The organism is Microcystis sp. LE19-84.1B (genome assembly GCF_027531875.1).
In the GTDB taxonomy this organism is placed as follows: Bacteria; Cyanobacteriota; Cyanobacteriia; order Cyanobacteriales; family Microcystaceae; genus Microcystis; species Microcystis panniformis.
On record NZ_JAPZSR010000176.1, the window covers coordinates 1 to 19,392 of the forward strand.

The 19,392-nt window shown below is 39.8% G+C and carries 16 protein-coding genes and 1 pseudogene; 9 read left to right on the forward strand and 8 right to left on the reverse strand.

What is annotated here, in order from left to right; genetic code table 11:
• The 4 genes and pseudogenes from O9324_RS10405 to O9324_RS10420 form a co-directional block, all read left to right on the forward strand.
• A pseudogene (locus O9324_RS10405) lies at positions 1–213 on the forward strand (chemotaxis protein CheW); the annotation flags it as partial.
• An 89-nt stretch (positions 214–302) separates the two neighbouring features.
• The gene (locus O9324_RS10410) at positions 303–2,981 is read left to right on the forward strand and encodes a methyl-accepting chemotaxis protein (RefSeq protein WP_288140146.1); all 2,679 of its coding nucleotides are present in this window, start codon (positions 303–305) and stop codon (positions 2,979–2,981) included.
• 73 nt (positions 2,982–3,054) lie between these two features.
• Positions 3,055–4,266, forward strand: a complete 1,212-nt coding sequence (locus O9324_RS10415) for a glycosyltransferase (protein WP_287730057.1) — start codon at positions 3,055–3,057, stop codon at positions 4,264–4,266.
• A gap of 446 nt (positions 4,267–4,712) precedes the next feature.
• Positions 4,713–6,050: an AAA-like domain-containing protein gene (locus O9324_RS10420; RefSeq protein ID WP_287730055.1), complete on the forward strand. Its 1,338-nt coding sequence runs from the start codon at positions 4,713–4,715 to the stop codon at positions 6,048–6,050.
• A gap of 21 nt (positions 6,051–6,071) precedes the next feature.
• Here O9324_RS10420 and O9324_RS10425 read toward each other — a convergent pair whose 3' ends face one another.
• The 3 genes from O9324_RS10425 to O9324_RS10435 form a co-directional block, all read right to left on the reverse strand.
• Positions 6,072–11,858, reverse strand: a complete 5,787-nt coding sequence (locus O9324_RS10425) for an AAA family ATPase (RefSeq protein WP_288140147.1) — start codon at positions 11,856–11,858, stop codon at positions 6,072–6,074.
• A gap of 92 nt (positions 11,859–11,950) precedes the next feature.
• Positions 11,951–12,580: a hypothetical protein gene (locus O9324_RS10430; protein WP_287630285.1), complete on the reverse strand. Its 630-nt coding sequence runs from the start codon at positions 12,578–12,580 to the stop codon at positions 11,951–11,953.
• 82 nt (positions 12,581–12,662) lie between these two features.
• Positions 12,663–13,751, reverse strand: a complete 1,089-nt coding sequence (locus tag O9324_RS10435) for an amidohydrolase family protein (RefSeq protein WP_287630284.1) — start codon at positions 13,749–13,751, stop codon at positions 12,663–12,665.
• Positions 13,752–14,057: 306 nt separating this feature from the next.
• Between O9324_RS10435 and O9324_RS10440 the strand changes: the two genes are divergently transcribed.
• On the forward strand, positions 14,058–14,333 hold the full coding sequence (locus O9324_RS10440; RefSeq protein ID WP_002785377.1) for a BrnA antitoxin family protein: 276 nt from the start codon (positions 14,058–14,060) through the stop codon (positions 14,331–14,333).
• Between the two features lie 35 nt (positions 14,334–14,368).
• On the opposite strand, the gene O9324_RS10445 is transcribed toward O9324_RS10440, so the two are convergent.
• The 4 genes from O9324_RS10445 to O9324_RS10460 all read right to left on the reverse strand — a co-directional run bounded on the left by O9324_RS10445 (position 14,369) and on the right by O9324_RS10460 (position 15,933).
• Positions 14,369–14,584 (reverse strand): hypothetical protein, encoded by a 216-nt coding sequence (locus O9324_RS10445; RefSeq protein ID WP_002757627.1) that lies wholly within the window; start codon positions 14,582–14,584, stop codon positions 14,369–14,371.
• Positions 14,581–14,904: a DUF4258 domain-containing protein gene (locus tag O9324_RS10450; RefSeq protein WP_043996513.1), complete on the reverse strand. Its 324-nt coding sequence runs from the start codon at positions 14,902–14,904 to the stop codon at positions 14,581–14,583. The genes O9324_RS10445 and O9324_RS10450 overlap by 4 nt, the downstream gene beginning before the upstream one ends.
• A 364-nt stretch (positions 14,905–15,268) precedes the next feature.
• The gene (locus O9324_RS10455) at positions 15,269–15,676 is read right to left on the reverse strand and encodes a type II toxin-antitoxin system VapC family toxin (protein ID WP_002766685.1); all 408 of its coding nucleotides are present in this window, start codon (positions 15,674–15,676) and stop codon (positions 15,269–15,271) included.
• Entirely contained in the window at positions 15,673–15,933 is a 261-nt protein-coding gene (locus O9324_RS10460; RefSeq protein ID WP_002766683.1) for a hypothetical protein, read from the reverse strand. The genes O9324_RS10455 and O9324_RS10460 overlap by 4 nt, the downstream gene beginning before the upstream one ends.
• A gap of 467 nt (positions 15,934–16,400) precedes the next feature.
• Between O9324_RS10460 and O9324_RS10465 the strand changes: the two genes are divergently transcribed.
• From O9324_RS10465 to O9324_RS10480, 4 genes are all read left to right on the forward strand, one after another.
• The gene (locus O9324_RS10465) at positions 16,401–17,516 is read left to right on the forward strand and encodes a S8 family serine peptidase (protein ID WP_002766681.1); all 1,116 of its coding nucleotides are present in this window, start codon (positions 16,401–16,403) and stop codon (positions 17,514–17,516) included.
• Positions 17,517–17,629: 113 nt separating this feature from the next.
• Positions 17,630–18,457 (forward strand): cyanobactin maturation protease PatG family protein, encoded by an 828-nt coding sequence (locus tag O9324_RS10470; RefSeq protein WP_052600855.1) that lies wholly within the window; start codon positions 17,630–17,632, stop codon positions 18,455–18,457.
• A gap of 18 nt (positions 18,458–18,475) precedes the next feature.
• Complete coding sequence (locus O9324_RS10475; protein ID WP_288140148.1) at positions 18,476–18,862, forward strand: Nif11-like leader peptide family natural product precursor; 387 nt, start codon at positions 18,476–18,478, stop codon at positions 18,860–18,862.
• Between the two features lie 46 nt (positions 18,863–18,908).
• The gene (locus O9324_RS10480; protein WP_288140149.1) at positions 18,909–19,127 is read left to right on the forward strand and encodes a hypothetical protein; all 219 of its coding nucleotides are present in this window, start codon (positions 18,909–18,911) and stop codon (positions 19,125–19,127) included.
• Here O9324_RS10480 and O9324_RS10485 read toward each other — a convergent pair.
• Positions 19,104–19,392 (reverse strand): transposase (locus tag O9324_RS10485; RefSeq protein WP_288140150.1); only part of this gene is annotated, 289 nt, incomplete at its 5' end. The genes O9324_RS10480 and O9324_RS10485 overlap by 24 nt on opposite strands.

Sequence of the window (19,392 nt, forward strand, 5' to 3'; positions counted from 1 at the left end):
ATCAAAGAAGAGGAAACGATCCTCGGTTTAGCGGTGGAACGTTTGGGAGATATGGAATGGCTCGACCCAGATAAACTAGGTAGTGCGGCCAGTATTCCCGATCAGATCGCCCTCTATGTGCAGGGAGAGTGGATTCTGGGCCAAGAATCAAAAAAAACCTTAAGACTACTCGATCATCTGGCCATACTCCGTTTTGCCCGTTGGGCGGCTTAAAACCTGAAAAAAATAGCAGAATAGGATTTATAGGAATTCTTTCTTGAAACTACTAACTACTTCATTTAACTTTACTAAGGGAGGGGCAAATGCCGTCAGGGACAGAATACGCAAAACTTTATAGAAAGGCTAACACCGCCTATTGCCAGGGCAACCTTGAGGATGCCGCCGTCATTGTCAAAGAGATGATCAGCAAGTATCCCGAGGATGCCAATGTCATGCTTTTACAGGGTCACATTCATCTAGGACTACAACAATACAGATTGGCGGAGGAACGTTACGAAAAAGTGCTGCAATTGGCTAAAAATTCTCCCAATAGCTCCGATCTAGTCGATTATGCCCAGCGTGGTCTCGATCAGATTCGGCAATTTGGTTTTGAAGCCGAGGAGGGAGATTTTACGATCGCTGCTACGGAAAGCATTGCCTACAGCGAGGCAGCGTTCGATCTAGGTCAAGGTTTTAACCATTCTCGCTCTAGGAAGTCGCAAGGGGCTGACCCCGATGGACAAAATAAAGGGCTGGATTGGAATGGTAGTCTTTTCAATGAGGAGGATCCCAGCGAGCCTACGGTAAGTAAAGTCCATTCCTATGACGATGATTTTGAGGAATCGGAGGAAACCGCCTTTAGTTCCCTTACCCTGCCGGGCCCTGGCTCTCACGGTTCCCAGTGGTCTAGCGATTCGGCGGAGGGGGAAGCCCCTTTCCCCTTTTTAGAAGCGGCGGAGATTGACTCGCTGGAGGAAGGGTGGGACGGTGAGTTAGGGTCAACGGGAGAAGCCACTTTTATGGTTTCCTCTGCTCTGGGGGGAAATCCCCTCACCGGTAGAGATCAGGAGTTATCCTATAGGGATACCCTAGAAGAAAGCACTTTTGCCATTGACCTGGAATCGACCCACCCACAAGGGGCAAAAACTGGCCCTAATCAGGGCAGAGTCACTCAAAAAAGAGACGAGGAAGACGAAACCGGAGATTTTGGGCAACCAGAACTCAATGATGAGGATTTAGACGGTTTTTCCCCACTGGCTCTGACGGATACGGTTCAAGGACTGGGGGACTGGGAGCTATTTACCCCTTCGGGGGGGGAAGCTTTAAGTGGTGGTTTTCTCCCCGAACCCAGTGCGCGCCTTAATGCCAGTTCTGGTGTGGGAGAGCCTAGATTTAATCCTTCTCGTCTAAAAACCCCCAATGACAAAAGAGATAGTCATCTTACCCATGCTTCCGAGCGCTTGCTCAAGCCAGTGGTGGAAGTCAATCCGGGCAAATTAGGCTTTTTTGTCAACGCTTCTTTAGGCAAAAAACAACTAATCCTAGCGGCTTTAGCGGGTATTACCCCTGTGATCATAATTTTTGCCGTTAGTACCACCTCTTGGCTTTCTACGCTCTTGGCTGCCAAACCAGCCCCGAATAGCCAGGCAAAAACCGAAAAGGTTGCCCCCAAACCGGCCCCGAAACCGCCCGCATCAGCCAGTCTTTCCCCCTTCAGTCAACCGGTACTAACCATGATGTTATTAACCGGACTGGGAACCCTGGCCCTGACTTGGCTAGGTTTACAGTTGCTAATTAGTCAGATTAAGCGCAGTCTCAACGATCTGCAAAGCCAATTCGAGCATCTCTCGGAAGGTAATTTTAACGCTAAAGCGACGATCTACTCGGAAGATGAATTCGGTCAACTGGCCAATCGTTTCAATCAGATGGCTCGGGTGGTGGTAGTTACCACCACGGAAGCCCAACGCCGCGCCGCCGAAACGGAACGGGAACGGGAAGACTTACAACGGCAAGTGATTCGACTTCTCGATGATGTGGAAGGAGCGGCTCGGGGAGATCTGACCGTGGAAGCGGAGGTAAGCGCCGATGTTTTAGGGGCGGTGGCCGATGCTTTTAATTTGACTATCCAAAACCTGCGCGAAATTGTCCGACAGGTGAAAAAAGCGGCAAAACAGGTGAATCAAGGCAGTACCAATAGTGAATCTTTCGCCCGCAATCAGTCTAGCGATGCCCTGCGGATGGCGGAGGAATTGGCCGTCACCCTTAATTCGGTACAGATGATGACCGACTCAATTCAACGGGTGGCAGAAAACGCCAGAGAAGCCGAAGAAGTCGCTCGCACTTCCTCGATTACCGCCCTGAAGGGGGGCGATTCCGTGGAAAGAACCGTGGCGGGAATTCTACAAATCCGCGAGACAGTATCAGAAACGGCGCGAAAAGTCAAGCGTTTGGCGGAAGCTTCCCAGGAAATCTCGAAAATTGTCGCGGTAGTCTCTCAGATTGCCTCGCGGACCAATTTATTGGCTCTTAATGCCTCGATTCAAGCGGCGCGAGCAGGAGAGGCGGGCCGCGGTTTTGCGGTTGTGGCCGATGAGGTGCGTCAGTTGGCCGATAGAGCTGCTAAATCGCTTAAGGAAATTGAACAGATCGTTTTACATATCCAATCGGAAACGGGTTCGGTAATGACGGCGATGGAGGAAGGGATTCAACAGGTTATCGATGTCACCGAGCGCTCGGAACAGGCGAAGAAGTCCCTAGAAGATATTATCCAAGTTTCTAATCGCATCGATACGCTGGTGCGATCGATTACCGCCGATACGGTCAAACAACGGGAAAATTCCCTCAATGTCGCCCAAGTTATGCAGTCGGTGGAGTTGACTGCTCAGGAAACTTCCCAAGAATCCCAACGGGTGGCGGGTTCTCTGCAAAAATTGGTGAGTATCTCCCGGGAGCTGCTTTCTTCGGTAGAACGGTTTAAGGTAGACTCAGAGGATGATCGATAATCGGTGAGCGCTAATCAGTGGGTTATTGATTAGCCGCTATCCCTCAAGATTGACCGCTAGAGTGAGTAAAGTTATGCCTAAACTTAGTCTCTGCATGATTGTCAAAAATGAAGCCGAAAATCTCCGGCGCTGTTTGGATAGCGTTAAAGGGGTGGTGGATGAGATGATCGTTATGGATACGGGTTCGACCGATGATACGATTGCTATTGCTCAAAGTTACGGTGCCATAGTTCCTAGCTACGATTGGCGGGGTAATTTTTCCGATGCCAGAAATGAGGCTTTAAAATATGTTACTGGCGATTGGATTTTAGTCCTTGATGCTGATGAGGAATTAAATGCCGCTATCGTACCGAAAATGCGTCGGGCAATGGAAAAAGAGGAAAATTTAGTGATTAATTTAATCCGCCATGAAATCGGAGCCATACAATCACCTTATTCTCTAATTTCGCGGCTATTTCGCCGACATCCTCAGGTCACTTTTACCCGTCCCTATCACTCAATTATTGATGATAATGTGGCTATTTTATTAAAAAAAGAGCCTAATTGGAAAATAGTTGAACTGCCAGAAATTGCTATCTTTCACTACGGTTACACCGTGGATAAAATAGCCAGCTTAGATAAGTTTGAACGGGCAAGAAAAGCGATGGAGGGTTTTTATCAGCAACATCCCCACGATCCCTATGTGTGTAGTAAATTGGGAGGGTTATATCTGAAGATTGGCAGGGATAAAGAGGGTTTTAAGCTGCTCAAACACGGTTTAAAATGCCATGGCTCTAATCCGCATATTTTATACGAGTTGTATTATCATCTCGCTAATTATTATTATTCAGTAGAGGAATTTAAGCAATCAGCCGATAATTTTATTAAAGCGATTAAGCAGCCAATTTTAGATAAATTAAAACTGGGTGCTTATAATAATTTAGGTGGGTTATTATACGAAGCAGAAAAATACGAAACGGCCTTATCTATCTTTGAGAAAACCGTAGAAATTGATCCTAGCTATGCCGATGGTTACTATAATTTAGGACTGGTTCTCAAACAACTGCACCGGCTACCAGAATCGATTAAAGCTTATAAAAAAGCTCTCAAGTTAAACCCGGATAATCCCACTATTTACCAAAATCTAGGGGTTGCTTATATAGCTTTCGGTAGTTATAATGAGGCGATAGAGATTTGGCAAAAAGGCCTACAATTATTGAAAAATCAGGGTAATTTCTCTCGCGCTGAAATGCTGCAAGAAACCCTAGAAGCTCTGGGAGCAAGTGTATTGAGGGATGAACAGTAACTGTTCACCGTTGTCGCGAAGATTGGGAGCAGCCACTGTACTAAAATTCTCAATAGGCAGTTGAAATGCAGTACATCTGATTGCTAAAACCCTGTCTAGTCAACTCCTGTGAGGATTTTTCCGAACTAATTGTTAATAGGATTATCGAGGGGTTAGACGCGGAAGACTTAGGGGTTTTGATAGAAATGATCAAGAGATAATTGCTCCCGTGTAATTGACCTTGACAAGAAATGCTATAATTTCCTAGCAAGAGGGGAATGGAATCCCTCTCAGGGTTGCCATCGCACAATTTTGTCGGTTACTGGTTCTCGTCAGCTTGTTTGTCAAATATACCAATTCTATTTTGAATCGGTGCTGTTATGTCAAGATTCAGGTTTTCTGGCTGCAACGGAACTGAAAAATCAAATAATCTATTCCATCAAATCTTCTTACCTTAGACAAAAATAATGAAATTCGAGGAAATCCAAGAGATTCTTAATCGGCAACTGCTCAAGCTTGAGAATCGCTGTCTCAATGACACAGAACAATTATTATTGCGAGGACTTTGGCAGAAAAAGAACTATCAAGAAATTGCCCAAGAAAACGGTTATAGTAGCAGCTATCTTGCCAATGTAGTTGCCCCAGAACTCTATCATAGACTCTCGCAACTGATCGGAGAACCGATCAATAAGAAAAATTTTTTATCTAGACTACAATCTCATTTTACCAACTCCACATCGCTTCAGTATTGCGGTAATGAATATCTCCAAAATGAGCGTCCAGAATACCCAGATGCTCCTGTTCCCTATAATTCTTATTATTATCTAAAACGAACAAAACTTGAAGCAAAAATTATCGAGGAAATCGGACAATCTGGGGCGTTAGTACGCATTAAAGCTCCCAAAAAATGGGGAAAAACGTCTTTATTATTAACAATTTTAGAGGCTTGTCAACAGCAATTCGGTTATCAAATTGTTAGTTTAGATTTACAAAAAGCAGACCAAGACATCATAGCAAATTTTAACAAGTTCTTACGCTGGATCTGCCGTAATTGCGCTCGGCAGTTGAATTTAGAAGCCAAATTAGATGATTATTGGGATGAAGATATAGGAATTAAAATGAGTTGGACAATTTATTTTGAAGAGTATATTTTACGAGAGATAAAACAGCCACTGGTATTGGCTTTAGACGAAGTGCATCGAGTCTTTGAACATCCGAAAGTAGCAGAAGATTTTTTACCTTTAATCAGAGCTTGTTATGAAGAATCTAAGCGATCTCCCCTGTGGCAGAAATTACGTTTAATTATTGTTCAATCCACAGAATCTTATGTTTCTCTGCGATTAGAACAGTCTCCTTTTAATGTGGGATTACCCATAGAGTTACAGGGTTTTGATCAAGAACAAGTGGCAGAATTGGCAAAAAAATATCAATTAAATGAATTAGCAACCAACGAAATTCAACAGTTGATCGACTTAGTGGGAGGACATCCTGCCTTGATTCATTTAGCGATTTATCATCTTAGCCAAGAGCGAATCACGATGCCAGATTTAATCAAATCAGCAATTACATCAACGGGAATTTATTCCTCTCATTTACAGCTGCACTGGGTCACTTTACAAAAACAACCCGAACTTGCCGATATTTTTCAACAGATTTGTCAAGGGAATCAACCAATGATAGTCGATCCAATTATTGCTTATAAACTTAATAGTATGGGTTTAATTAAACTCAGAGAAAATCAAGCAATTGTCAGTTGTCATTTGTATCAAAAATACTTTATAAGTCAATATACTGGTTCAGTATAAATAAATGTTTGAACCATGATATTAAGATAGCGATCGCTCAAGCCAATCAGTATTAAATATCGTCTGATAAATCCGATTATGAACGTCTATTTTACCATGGCGTTTTACCACTAATCCAGATAAAAATAACTCAGGTAAATAGGGATTGTTATCAATCTGTATTGCTTCTTGATGCAGAATTTGTCGATACAAGGTTAATAATTGGGTTCGGTTTGGACTTTGAAGAAGGCGATCTTGAATAGTTTTTAAATGTTCGGGTTGATCCTGCATCTCCCAATCTTGAATAATTTTTTCTGCTACTAACTGAGCTAACCATTGTTCTTCTTGATTAGAGGGGATTGGTTGCTCACTATCCCGCATCAGTTGACAGAGTTTTTGAGTTAAGAAAGGTTGCCCTCCCGTCCAGCTTAAGACTTGTTTGAGCATTGTCTGAAGATTACTGACTTTTTCTGTTAACCCATATAATAAAGGTTGAGCTTCGTGTTCTTTAAAACTTGCTAATTCAATAGCGTTACCAATATTAAAAGGTGTTTTCTGGGGGTCAGTAATTAAAGCTGAAGGTGTGGTAGCACCAAAAAAGGCAAAAGTTAGCTCTTGAAATTGAGGTTGAATCGCTCTCTGGTTATAAAAAGAACGAATTAAAGCAAAAAAGTCAGAGACATCAAATTTTAACCCTAAAATGCTATCAATTTCATCAATAAATATAACAGTCGATTTTCCAGATTGCCGCTGATTAAAATCGTCATTAACTAGAAGAAACTCTTCCATAAATTGTCCTAATCGTTGTACAGGAGGCAGGTCTAATTGTTCATTCCACCAAGCTTTAAAAGTTTTCAATTGTTTGATTAATCCAAAACTGCGGAGCAGATCAACGGCTAATCCTTTATACCATTGTTCGGGGGTAATATTGTCTGTTCCTAGCCGAGTTAAGTCAATTACTGCACATCTAATTCCCTCCTTTTGTAATTGGCTCATCATCCGCACCATTAAGCTAGATTTTCCCATTTGACGTGCATTTAAAACATAGCAAAATAGACCTTGTCTGAGAGCTTTATAAAGATTGCGATCAGCTTGTCGAACCACATAATTCGGTGCATCCATCGGTAAACTGCCCCCCACTTGATAGACAAATTTGGGAGGTTGTTCAGCACTTTTAAGCAGGTCATTTTCAAAGATAAGTTCTGCTTGGGTTGCTTTCAGTACCTCTAAAGTGTTTGTGAGTTCTTTTGTCCGTTCTTCTACTCTTTGTTCTAAGGTTTGATAGAGTCTTGAGTTATCAATAGAGATAGCGGCTTGAGCTGCTAGAATATTTAATAGTTCAACTCTTTCTGAGGTAAATGCGCCTGTTGTTAAATTATTTTCTAAATAAACAATTCCTTTTAATTGACCTTGATTGAGTAAAGGAATACAAAGAATAGATTTAGTTTGTTTAGCCAAAATATAATAATCATTGGTAAATTGACCTGATGAAGTGGCATCGTTTAAAACGATAGTTTCTTTTGTACGAGCGACATAATTAATAATGCTAGTGGGTAGAATGGGAATTGAAGTGTCATGGTCGATAGATTCTATGGGAATTGGCTGTAAGATATTAACCGTTTCTTGAGCAATTGTTCCTTGAGCTTCAATGACCCAATTTCCTTGCTGTTCTAAAATCAGACAACCTTTCTGCGCTCCTGCATTTTCAATAACAATTTTCATTAAATTTGTTAGGAGATTTTCCAGTTTAATTTCTCCGGAAATTGCTTGCGAGGCTTTGAGAATAGTCGTTAAATCAAGAACTGCTCCATCATTACCAGTAGTTGAAATGGTGGTACTCAGTCCTTTAGATTTGTTTTGATTGCTGATACCTAATAAATATTGAGGGTATTCTTCTTCTAATTGTTTAACTTTGGCCTTTGCACCCCAACGAATGTAACAATGATAGGCATTTCTGAGATATAATTTACCGATTTCTTCTCTACCTAAAGTAAAATAAAATTCAGAGGCACGTTCATAAGCTAAAGCCTCTTCATGAATAAATTCATATTTCTTTGCTCCTTGAATTGCTTTTTCATAAAATTCTTGAGCTTTCCAGTTTTGACCCAAGACTCTGGCTTTTTCTGCTTCGACTAAATCATGTTTATGTTGAAAGTTTTCAGGACAGTGACTAGCATAATTCTTCAGGTGGTTTAAATTTCTATTAATTTGTTTTAATAATTCTTTTTGTTGCTCTCTATTACAACTAGGATAATAGGCAAGATGAGAAAGGGAGAAGAAAAAAGTATGGTGTGGTTTCCAGATATGTCCAACAATTGCGATCACATATTTATCTGCATAATGACTATTATTTAAAGCATTGAACCAATTTTTTAAAAAATAATTAATAAACATTTTGCCAAAATAGTGAATAAACAACAACCATTGATGATTATTTTTGGTAAAATCTTCTATATACTGTGCTTCTTGATCTTGGGATTTACCAATTAAAAGAATATATTTAGGTTGATCAATACAAATTAAATTAACAACTATATTGCTGCATATTTCTGTATAATTACGAGAATAATCAAGGTTAAGAGATTGAATTAATTGGCTACATTTGTAATAATCTTGATCTAACTCTTCTAAATTACATCCTCCGAAAAATTTGATTAAGCAATAATCTAAAGCCAGATAAGAAACGTATTCATTATGCCCCACATTGATAAGTTTTTGTAAACTATTCAGTAACTGTTCTAAGATTATTTTTTGATTAATATGCTCTTTCCAATACATGATAAAACCATAATACTCATGAATAATAAAAGGCTCTATCCTATTAATATTATCTTGTTCTAAGAGTGCCATAGATAGTTGTCCAAACTGATAACCAAAATCAAAGTCTTCTACAATTCCACATAAAAGCACTCCATAGAGACTATAAGTAGCGGCGGCCTGAGGAGGATTGTTATAATTAAGGCAAAAATTAAGCTGAATTAATACAATTTCAACAAATAATGCAAAATTTGTTGTCGCTAAAGCAGTTGTAACCTTTTGCATTACTGAAATAGCGGCAAGCTTATAAGGATCGGTCATTTTTGGTAAGTCAACTAAGTCTTCAACTTTTTTATCTTTTAATAGTAATTTCAAGGATTTGGTTTGTTGCTTAATTTTATTTTTGATTTTTCTCTCAGTGACACCTTCTTGATTTTGGTTAATATTGATTCCCAATTGTTCTAAAGCAATAAGTGCGACCTTAATAGCTATATCTGGCCGAAATTGAGCGTAATAGGACAAGATTTCTAGTTCATAAATTTTGACTCTATCAAGAATGTTAGTCACTTTTTCTAAAATATCTGTAGATAGCTCTTTCATGCGCTCCCACTGTGTATTCTGGTAGAGAGTTTCTAACAACTCTATCTGAATTTCTAACGTTAACTGATATTGATTTGTCCAGCTATTATTACCTAACAATGCTAAACTTTCTTCTAAAAATATTAATGCAACTCCATAAGCAGTTGAAGCTTTTGCTTTTTTTGCTGCTTGAAGATTTAATTTAGCTAACTCATTTTTTTCTGATTGTTTAGTGATTAAAGTAGCTCCCTTATTAAAGTGATTAACAATATCAAAAAGGTGATTGTGTAAATCATCTTCTTGAATATCTTTGAGGAGGAGACGGCCAATCTCTAGATGAACTTCTCTTTTTTCTTCCTCTGATATAAGAGAATAAGAAGCTTGTTGTACTCGATCATGTAAAAATTTATAACAGACAGATAAAGAATTTTCAGCACGGTTGTTTGATAATTCTTCTAAATCTAACAGCAAAGGAACTTTATAGTTATTGTCTAGGGGAATAATCAAACCCATATCAAGAGCAGACTGTAATTCTCTAGCCGTGATAATTTGAGATTTCTGGTTGAGCAGAGCCAGAATTTTTAAGTTAAATTCATGGCCAATACAAGCAGCTAATTTGATAACCTGTTGAGTTTTATCATCTATTTTTTTGATTTTATTGACCATCAATTCAATGACATTATCGGTGAGGGAGACCCTTTCAATTTGTTTAATATCCCATTGCCAATAACCTTGGGGATTATCTTCTGAGTTTAAAAAAGATTGACCGATGTTAAGTCTTAATAACTTTTCTTGGTATAAAGAATAGAGAAGTTGACTTAGGAAAAAAGGATTTCCGTTTGTTTTTTTGAAAACTAATTGAGCTAAGGGTTTTGTCAATTCTGTTGAACAAATCAGGGTATCAGCAATTAATTGATTAACATGATTTATTTTTAGGGGTTTAAGGATAATTTGGTTAATTGTGACTTTTGCTTGCTGAATTTTTTCTAAAGTCCGTCTTAGTGGATGAGTTGAACTGACTTCATTATCTCGATAAGCCCCTATCAAGAGACAATATTGAAGCTCTGGATCTGAAATTAATTGTTCAATTAAATTCAAAGAAGGTAAATCTGCCCATTGTAAATCATCAATAAAAATAACTAATGGATGCTCTTTTGTTAAAAAGACATTCATAAATCTTTTAAAGACTCTATGAAATCGATTTTGATTTTCAGTTTTACTAAGTGTTTCAACGGGATGCTGTTGTCCAATGATTTTGGCAACTTCGGGGATTATATCAATAATAATTTTTCCATTACCATCTAAAGCTTCTAACAATTTTGTTTTCCAGTTTTGTAGAATAACTTCCGGTTCACTCAAAACTGTATATATTAAGTCTTGAAAAGCTTTAGCAATGGCTGAATAAGGTATGTCTCCCTGTAATTGCTCAAATTTACCCCGAATAAACTGGCCTTTTTGTTCTGTAATCGGTTTGTGAATTTCACTGACTAAAGCAGTCTTGCCAATACCTGAATAACCGGAAATGAGAATTATTTCTTTTGTTCCCTGAATAACTCGCTCAAATGTTGTCAACAGTTGAGTAATTTCTTGTTCTCGACCATAAAGTTTTTGGGGAATCTGAAACTTTTCAAAAATATCCAGTTTTCCGAGAGAAAAGGGCAATATTTGTCCTTGAGACTGTAATTGGTTCAAGCAGGTTTCTAAATCTGCTTTGATTCCCCAAGCACTTTGATATCTTTCTTCTGGGGTTTTCGCTAATAATTTGATAACTATATTAGAAATTGCTAAGGGAATATCTGAGGTGATTTCATGAGGGGGTAAGGGATGTTGTGCGATATGACAATGAACTAACTCCATCGGATCAGTTGTTTCAAATGGACGTTTATTAGTTAAAAGTTCATAAAAAGTTACCCCCAGACTATAAAAATCACTCCGATAATCGAGTTTTCGATTCATTCTTCCAGTTTGTTCTGGGGCAATATAAGCTAATGTTCCTTCTAATTGATAGGGAGAACAAAAGGTTTGAATTTCTTGAGATAAATGGGTAGCAATTCCAAAATCAATAATTTTAAGTTTTTGAGTTTGCCGATTATAAACAATGTTAGATGGATTAATATCTTTGTGAATAATATTAGCGTTATGAATGGCCGCTAATCCCTCTGTTATCTGAATGGCAATGATTAAAAATTCTTCTGGGCCTAATTGACGTTGAGATAACAATAAATCTAAAGATTGCCCACCAAAATCCTCCAAAAACATGACTAAACTATTCTCATGTCTTTGTAAATCATAGGACTTAATGGTACTATCTACCTTGAGAGAGGAAGTAATTTCATATTCCTGTTTGTAGCGTGTAAGGTCTGAAACACTTGGATAATTTTCTTTAAGAATTTTCAGAATAGTAGGTTGATTATCTGGCTGTGTAGTTCCTCGATAAACTGAGGTTTTGTTACTTTCATATATTTTCTCAAGGATCCGATAGTTAGTCACCATAATATTTTAACCCAGTAAGCCATAGTATAAGCCCATGTTTAAAGTTTAACACTTATTCTATGGCTAGGCTAGGTCTTGTGATGGGTATTTAATTAGCTACAAGTTGTTGGAAGATAAGGAACCGGTGGAAAGGGATCGCTAACTGTTTCCTGTGTGTTGTTCACATCTACCTTGCTTGTTAACCATTCACGCGGGACATCATCTAAATTAACATTCTCGGCACTGGGTTTGGGAGGATAGGGCAATGTCATAATAAAGAAAGGCCCTTTTTGTTCTAGAGAAGGTTGAGGAATTTCTTGGAGACTTCCTTCAAAGGTATCCCATTTGACCTGGATGAGAAAATAGTCGATTTCTTCCTGATCAAAAACTGCTCCAAAACTATTATTGGGAAACCAAGGTTCTAACAAATCTCCTTTTTTTCCTGTTAGTAAATCTACCATATCTGTATAGGTCGGACTTTGGCGTTGAAAATCATTGTTCTTAAAGTGGAGAAATATCCGCCGTATTTGTAGAGCATTTTCATGTTCATGTTCTAGCCAAGAAATAGCTACGATTTGAGCCAATTTTTTGCACTGTTTTACAATTCGATTATAATAGTTATGTGTAGTCTTTACCCCATCTGAATCTGACGCACGGGAAGCTTTAGCTTTAACTTTATTGGTATCGGTATCGGTACTAACAACAAAGCTGTGTAATTGCTTGATACTTTGAGATGTAATCATGAGCAGAAACTCCTTTGATTTGAAGATTTGTGGAAAAAATAGAGACGCTAAATGATGGCTAAACTCTGTAAAAAAAATTTCCTTAAGAGGCTAAACCATAAAATCGTTGAGGATTTTCCCAAACGATTTTTTTAACGATCTCCTGAGATAAGCTGTCTTCAAGTCCTATAACTTTTTTTACTCCATCAGCCTGATGATCCATGTGAGGATAATCAGACCCGAAGATTAAGTTATCAGAACCGATAAAATCAATGACCTGAGCCAAACAGGGTTCAGAGGGTTCCACTGCAATGTAACATTGACGGCGAAAATACTCCGATGGTAGTAATTTTACCCGATCTTGGACTTCCCAATGTAAATTTTTGTATTCTTCGTCAAGCTTCCATAACCAATAGGGAAGCCAACCACACCCGGACTCTAGAAACGCCACTCTCAGCCTCGGATGACGTTCTAACACCCCCCCTTCAATTAAGGCTAACAGCGCCATCATTTGTTCCATCGGGTGAGAACAAGCATGAAGCGCAAACCGACTATTAAATCGCTCTGCACCAGTGGTGGGTAGGCGGCTATGAGTGCCTTCATGAATTCCTACAGCCATGTCCAAATCCTCGCAGGCCGCCCAAAAGGGTTCATAGGCTAGATCGCTCAAAATTCTGCCTTTAACCGGGTTAGGGCGCAAAAAAACCGCTTTCCAGCCCAAGTTTGCCATACGGTGTAGCTCTTTGACCATATCTTCGGGATCATGTTGATTGACTGCGGCGACTCCTTTCAGTCTAGCCGGGTCATAGCTACAATATTCTTCTGATAACCATATATTATAGGCACGGACAAAAGCCCCCATCACTTCGGCGGGTAGGCTATCAATGGCAAATAACCACAGTCCATAGGTAGGATAAATAAAGGCCCTATCTACCCCCATTTGTACCATTGCTTGAACATGGGATTCCGGGTTATAGCGATTGAGATAAGCATGGGGATGAGCTTGCATCATCTGCTTATTCCCTTCTGCTTGGACTTGTGGGGAGATTTTTTGACTAATCGGTTCTCCTTTGATTTTCATGTCAGCAGAAGGAGCAAATTCCCTAAATTTAGGTTCTAGGTATTGGCCCCACATTGCGGGGGGTTCAATGACGTGGGAATCAGCATCAATAATTTTGTAGCCGTTGAGCATAGCGATTTTTTGGCAATTTTCTAGCTAAATTATATTTGATTGGGAAAAAGCGATCGCTTTTTTGCTGCCTTCTTTTCATCCCCTAAAACTCCCTGGATTGATTGGGTTAAACTTGATACAACACTTTATTAAACTTAACGAATGGAAGCGATTGAATTTAAAATGATTCTTCATCATGGCACAGTTGTCATTCCCCCTGAATATTCCTCTAAGTGGGAAGGTAAGGCGATCCGTGTGATACTTTGCGGGGTGAAGTCATTCGCTTGATTTCTGCTCGTCGTGCTACAAAACAAGAGAGAAAAACTTATGAGAAAGGAATATGATTTTTCTAAAGGAAAACGAGGGGCGCTCATTTCCTCTACGGGAAAAACACGCATTACCATTTATCTAGATGATGAGATTCTAGCTTATTTTCGAGAACAGGCTGAAACCGCAGGAATGGGTTATCAAACCCTAATTAATGAGGCTTTAAAACAATATATCCAATCTCCTTCTGAGCGATCGCTCACTCAGTCCGATTTACGTCGTATTCTTCGGGAAGAATTATCGGTTAGGCGATCGCTGTGTTGTTCTGAGGAATAGCGATCGCTTTTTAATTTTTTCTGGTCAAAGTTTAGTTAAACGGTAAGAGGGGTAATTTTGTAAAGATGTGCTAAATTGGAAGCTTTTTGTAGATCACCTTGACGAAGGGCTTCCCGGACATCATCTAATTTTTGAGCGTCTTCTAATGATAAATAGGGCGACCATCCTTCGGGAGTCTCAATCAGTTCGACTTCCACTTCAGCCATGTACTCTCCAATGTGGATGAGTTTAATGTGAGGCTTTTTTGTCATAGTTTTCTCCTTGTAAAATCACTTGACCAACGTGCTGGATCAGGTCTATAGGCAGTGACTAGAACAGCAGGCGATTCGGTATTCTTGGCTATACCCCAAACCACATGAACGGGTTTACCCTGACTATCTTTCTGTAAGACTAGCACACAACGCCCTTTAGGATATTCCGGGTAATCTTCGAGAATGACAGCTTCTCTAATACCTGTTATCACATCCCTTACCAGAATACCGTCATTTGCTAGTTCATCGTAGCCATGGGCTGATATTTTGACTTGCCCACGGGAAAGTAAAGCCAGAACTAATTGGAAGGTTATACTCATCATCTAATCATAGCATCTCTTTATTCAAGGAAGAATGCGATCGCTGTCTGTTTTCAAGGATTGCGATCGCTTTTTTATGCTTTCTTTTCATTCTCTGAAAACGCTACCAATCAATTGATTGGGTTAAACTTGATATGACACTTTATAAAGCTTAACGAATGGAAGCAATTGAATTTAAGACGATTCTCCATCATGGTACAGTTGTCATTCCCCCTGAATATTCCTCTGAGTGGGAAGGTAAGTATATTTGTGTAGAAGATGCTAATGTCCGATAGGATTTTTCTCAATACGAATATCTTAATCCATGGATATTCTCAGGATGAGCCAGATAACCCAATCAACAAACCTCTTTATTAATTTTAGGTTAAGGAATAACTTCAAAAGATAGCTTGCCTTGAAATCGGTAGATATAGAAATCTGTATCTAAAGTAAAAATCAGCCTTTGATTAAGAGCTTCTGCTGCCGCTACTAAGGAAGCATCTGCTAAATCCATTGGTACATCTCGATATTGTTCCATCAAGAAACGCATTCTTTGAATGTCTGATGATTCAAAAGAATATAATGATAAATCTTGATTTTCTAAATAACTCCATAAAGCCTTTTGTCCGAGCCAACCCACATCCCTTCCCAGTAAATACATCCCTTCGACAAAGCATGGCCATGTGGTCATCAGAGGAGGTTGTAAAAAGGGTAAAACAGCAACACAGCGTTGATGGTTATTGTCGCTTCGACTTAGTAAGGCAATAAGCGCAGAAGCATCACACAAAATCAAGACAAGTCCCCTCTTTTTAGCTGTTTTTCCTGCATTAAATCGGCAAATTTTTCTCCTGTGTGGGTAGAAAGGTCTGGGGAAACCCCTTCAATGATACCCACTTTTCCCTTAAGGACTTCAGCGAGGGAGTTACTAGAGGGTATCTTTTCTTCGTCTGATACAGAATCAAGTACAGTTAGCCTAACTCTTCGCCCTTTTAGTTCAGAAGCATAGGCGGCAATTTCTTCCCAAGTTCCTTCGTAAATTGATTGTGCCATGAGAATGATACTTGTTTAAACAGTAATACTCATCATCTAATCATAGCATCTCTTTATTCAAGGAAGAAGGCGATCGCTGTCTGTTTTCAAGAATTGCGATCGCTTTTTTGCTGCTTTTTTTTCATCCCCTAAAACCGCTACAAGTCAGAGGGTAAAAGGGTTTTGAGGATTTTAGCCGCCAGATTAATTCATTAGTTCTACTTTCAGGGATGAGGGAGTCATGCCATAAAGTGACCCTTTAAATCTAATACAAATCTAATATAAATCTAATATAAAAGTTAATATTCTACTCAAAAAAACCTATTAGAAAAGTATTAACTTTAGAGATTGCCATTACTCAAAATAAAACTTATTCTGGTATCAAAGGTGATTAAACAAATCACTTTCAACCCCAAAAAAGTCAAGATGTATTGCTCGTTCAGCAAAAACATCGAATTTAAATTTCATAAGGCAGATCTCTGGTGATTATGCCCAATTTATCTGGAATAGAGTCTCTTTGGCTGAAAACGCTGGGTGATCCGCGTATATGTGTTGCCGTCTTAGATGGAGATGTGGATCAATCTCATCCCTGTTTTCATCAAGCTCGATTAACTCGGATACCAACTTTAATCCCCGCTGTCAGCAACCAAGGATTTGCCACCCAACATGGAACCCATGTTGCCAGCATTATTTTTGGTCAACACGGTGGTTCGGTTCAAGGAATCGCTCCTAATTGTCGTGGCTTAATCGTACCCATTTTCAGTGATGGACAAGGGGATAAACTCGCTCCCTGTTCTCAAATCGATCTAGCGCGAGCAATTACTCAAGCGGTTGAGCAAGGAGCTAACGTCATCAATATTAGCGGCGGTCAATTAACAGCTTCCCCTGAATCTGACCAATTATTGGCTAATGCTGTGCGTTTATGCCAAGAAAGGAATGTTCTGATCGTCGCAGCGGCCGGAAACGATGGTTGTGAATGTCTGCATCTTCCAGCAGCTCTTGAATCGGTTTTAGCCGTAGGAGCAATGGATTCTCAAGGAAAACCGCTCAATTTTAGTAATTGGGGCAAAGTTTACCAAAATCAGGGTATTCTGGCACTCGGTGAAAATATCTTAGGAGCGGCTCTCAACGGCGGAACCATTCTCAGAAGTGGGACAAGTTTTGCCACTCCCATTGTATCGGGAATAATTGCTCTTTTGCTCAGTATCCAACTACAACAAGGAGAAAACCCCGATCCTCATGGTGTTCGTCAAGCCATTCTTAAAAGTGCTTTGCCTTGCCATCAAGATCACCTAACCGATAGCCGTCGCTGTCTGGTAGGAAGACTTAATATTTCTGGAGCTTACACCCTAATTACCCAAGGAGGAATTCAACCCATGTCTAATCAAACCCAAGAAGAACCCATGATGCAAATTAGTGAAGTTAATAACATCTCTCAAGGATCAAGTAATGCGCTCAATGAGATTACGCCATTTCAATCGGTTGAAAGCTCTAATGTTAGTTCAGAATTCGCTGTTCTACCCTCAGCCTTAGAAACAGAGGGATCACAAGCAAAAACCGCTCCTATTGTGTCCATTAATCCTTCTATAGCGGTAAGCGCTTGAGTGAGATACAAACCAAGCTTTGCCTAGCATGGTTTATAGCTCGTGACACTGTACCTCATACGACTGCACACCGCTATAATCTTAATTCCATATCAGTTACCCCCAACAATGAAGTGAATCCTTCTATTACCCCCTCTGCTTGTGCCTGTAGTGGCAATGGTAATGGTAATGGTAATGGTGCGCCCCAAATTGTTTACGCAATTGGTCAATTAGGCACAGATTTCGGCACAGAAGCACGGCGAGATTCTTTTGTCCAAGCCATGCCTGCTGATACGAGTTTGTTAGAGTATCTTAATCAAAATCCCTATGAGGCGCAATCCCTGATTTGGACACTGAGTTTGGATGCAACACCTATTTACGCTATTGTGCCAGTGGGTGCTTATGCTAGTGTGACATTTGATCGACTCCGTGCCTATTTAGGGGATGGAAATATTGAACGAATCTCAGTCCCTGGGGTAATTGGCGGTAGTGTTCGCTTAATGTCTGGTCAAGTTGTCCCTGTGATTGTTCCCGAAGTACGGGGGATGTATAGCTGGTCAGTTCCAGCTTTAGTGCGGTCGGTAATGCCTCGACTGAGTGCAGCTGATCTGACAGAGGACGGTTTACGCTCTCAAATTGAAGATTATTTGAATCGGATTTATTATGATTATCGCAATTTAGGGACAACTCCTCAAGAACGAGCCTTAAATTTCTCAGCCACTAACGCTTTTCAAGCTTCAGTGGCGATTGCAAGCGCCGCAGGTAGTCAACGGGTTCTGGATTCTATTTCCGTAGAAAAAAGCCCGATTTGTCGCCCCGATTCCGATTGCTACGATGTGAAATTAAGCTTCTTTGATCCCGAAAATAACCAGCGTTCTAATCGAGTTTTTCGTTTCACCGTTGATGTTAGCGATGTCATTCCTGTCACTATCGGTCAAGTCCGTTCTTGGTCTCAATCTTAAGACATCAAAGGAGAAGTTATGTCTATCGAAGCCGTCAGACGGTTTAATGAAATTGCTGAGAGTGATCTAGACATTCAAAGTCGTCTAGAAGCAACAACCGGTGTCCGTAGTTTAATAGCTCTTACTGTTGGAGTGGCTTCTGAGATAGGCTTCAGCTTTACCGCTGACGATCTGGAACAATACTACGCCCAAGAAAGTAGAAAAGTTCCTGATGTATCTCTCAGAAATGTGATGTTTCTAACTAGATCATCAAATGCGATTGAAAGCGAACCCAAGGTTTGTGATAAGTACCTAGGCAAAATTAATTACACATATCTAACCCCGCTCTTGCCTCTTGCCTCTTGCCTCTTGCCTATCTTCACTAGGAAATTAATTTTGCACGACTACTTAGATTGCCTTACTTAGCCCGTGAAATCTGTTTGAGACTAGGTTATTAAAAGGAGAAATCACCATGAATCTTCCCATTCAAATTCCACCTACTTCAAGAAAAGTAAGTACAGCCAAACTATCTGGAATCAGAGGCTTTGAGCTATCTAATTTAGCTTTAGCTTGTGATCTCTGTTGTCAATCAGGTGGCGGAATCGCTTGCGGTGCGATCAGTGGTTGTAGTTGTCCTTTGTGGCTCTTCGTTACTCTTTATGCTAAATCAACAGACAAGATGCCAAGATAACATACTTCTAACCCAAAAATTCCGAAAGTTTCTAAAGCCATAGGCTCTCCGTTTTATTAGTTTAAGTTTATTGTTGATTCCCTCGACCACCCCATTCGTGGTCCTTCGCTCGAAATAACTAATAATTTCTCCAAACCAGTTTCGGATTGTTTGACAACTCTTGGTAAAAACACTGGAGGATTTTGCCAACCATTCCGAGATGGATAGCAGTCCTTCTGTCGGATTCTCTGAGGTTTCATAAATCTTTCTAAATTCTTCCTTTAAC

Excerpts from the sequence above, each read along its gene's own strand:
- O9324_RS10415 (WP_287730057.1), top strand. The coding sequence starts at position 3,055 with ATGCCTAAACTTAGTCTCTGCATGATTGTCAAAAATGAAGCCGAAAAT.
- O9324_RS10465 (WP_002766681.1), top strand. The coding sequence starts at position 16,401 with ATGCCCAATTTATCTGGAATAGAGTCTCTTTGGCTGAAAACGCTGGGT.
- O9324_RS10420 (WP_287730055.1), top strand. The coding sequence starts at position 4,713 with ATGAAATTCGAGGAAATCCAAGAGATTCTTAATCGGCAACTGCTCAAG.
- O9324_RS10480 (WP_288140149.1), top strand. The coding sequence starts at position 18,909 with ATGAATCTTCCCATTCAAATTCCACCTACTTCAAGAAAAGTAAGTACA.
- O9324_RS10435 (WP_287630284.1), bottom strand. The coding sequence starts at position 13,751 with ATGCTCAACGGCTACAAAATTATTGATGCTGATTCCCACGTCATTGAA.
- O9324_RS10460 (WP_002766683.1), bottom strand. The coding sequence starts at position 15,933 with ATGGCACAATCAATTTACGAAGGAACTTGGGAAGAAATTGCCGCCTAT.
- O9324_RS10425 (WP_288140147.1), bottom strand. The coding sequence starts at position 11,858 with ATGGTGACTAACTATCGGATCCTTGAGAAAATATATGAAAGTAACAAA.
- O9324_RS10430 (WP_287630285.1), bottom strand. The coding sequence starts at position 12,580 with ATGATTACATCTCAAAGTATCAAGCAATTACACAGCTTTGTTGTTAGT.
- O9324_RS10410 (WP_288140146.1), top strand. The coding sequence starts at position 303 with ATGCCGTCAGGGACAGAATACGCAAAACTTTATAGAAAGGCTAACACC.
- O9324_RS10475 (WP_288140148.1), top strand. The coding sequence starts at position 18,476 with ATGTCTATCGAAGCCGTCAGACGGTTTAATGAAATTGCTGAGAGTGAT.
- O9324_RS10450 (WP_043996513.1), bottom strand. The coding sequence starts at position 14,904 with ATGAGTATAACCTTCCAATTAGTTCTGGCTTTACTTTCCCGTGGGCAA.
- O9324_RS10445 (WP_002757627.1), bottom strand. The coding sequence starts at position 14,584 with ATGACAAAAAAGCCTCACATTAAACTCATCCACATTGGAGAGTACATG.
- O9324_RS10440 (WP_002785377.1), top strand. The coding sequence starts at position 14,058 with ATGAGAAAGGAATATGATTTTTCTAAAGGAAAACGAGGGGCGCTCATT.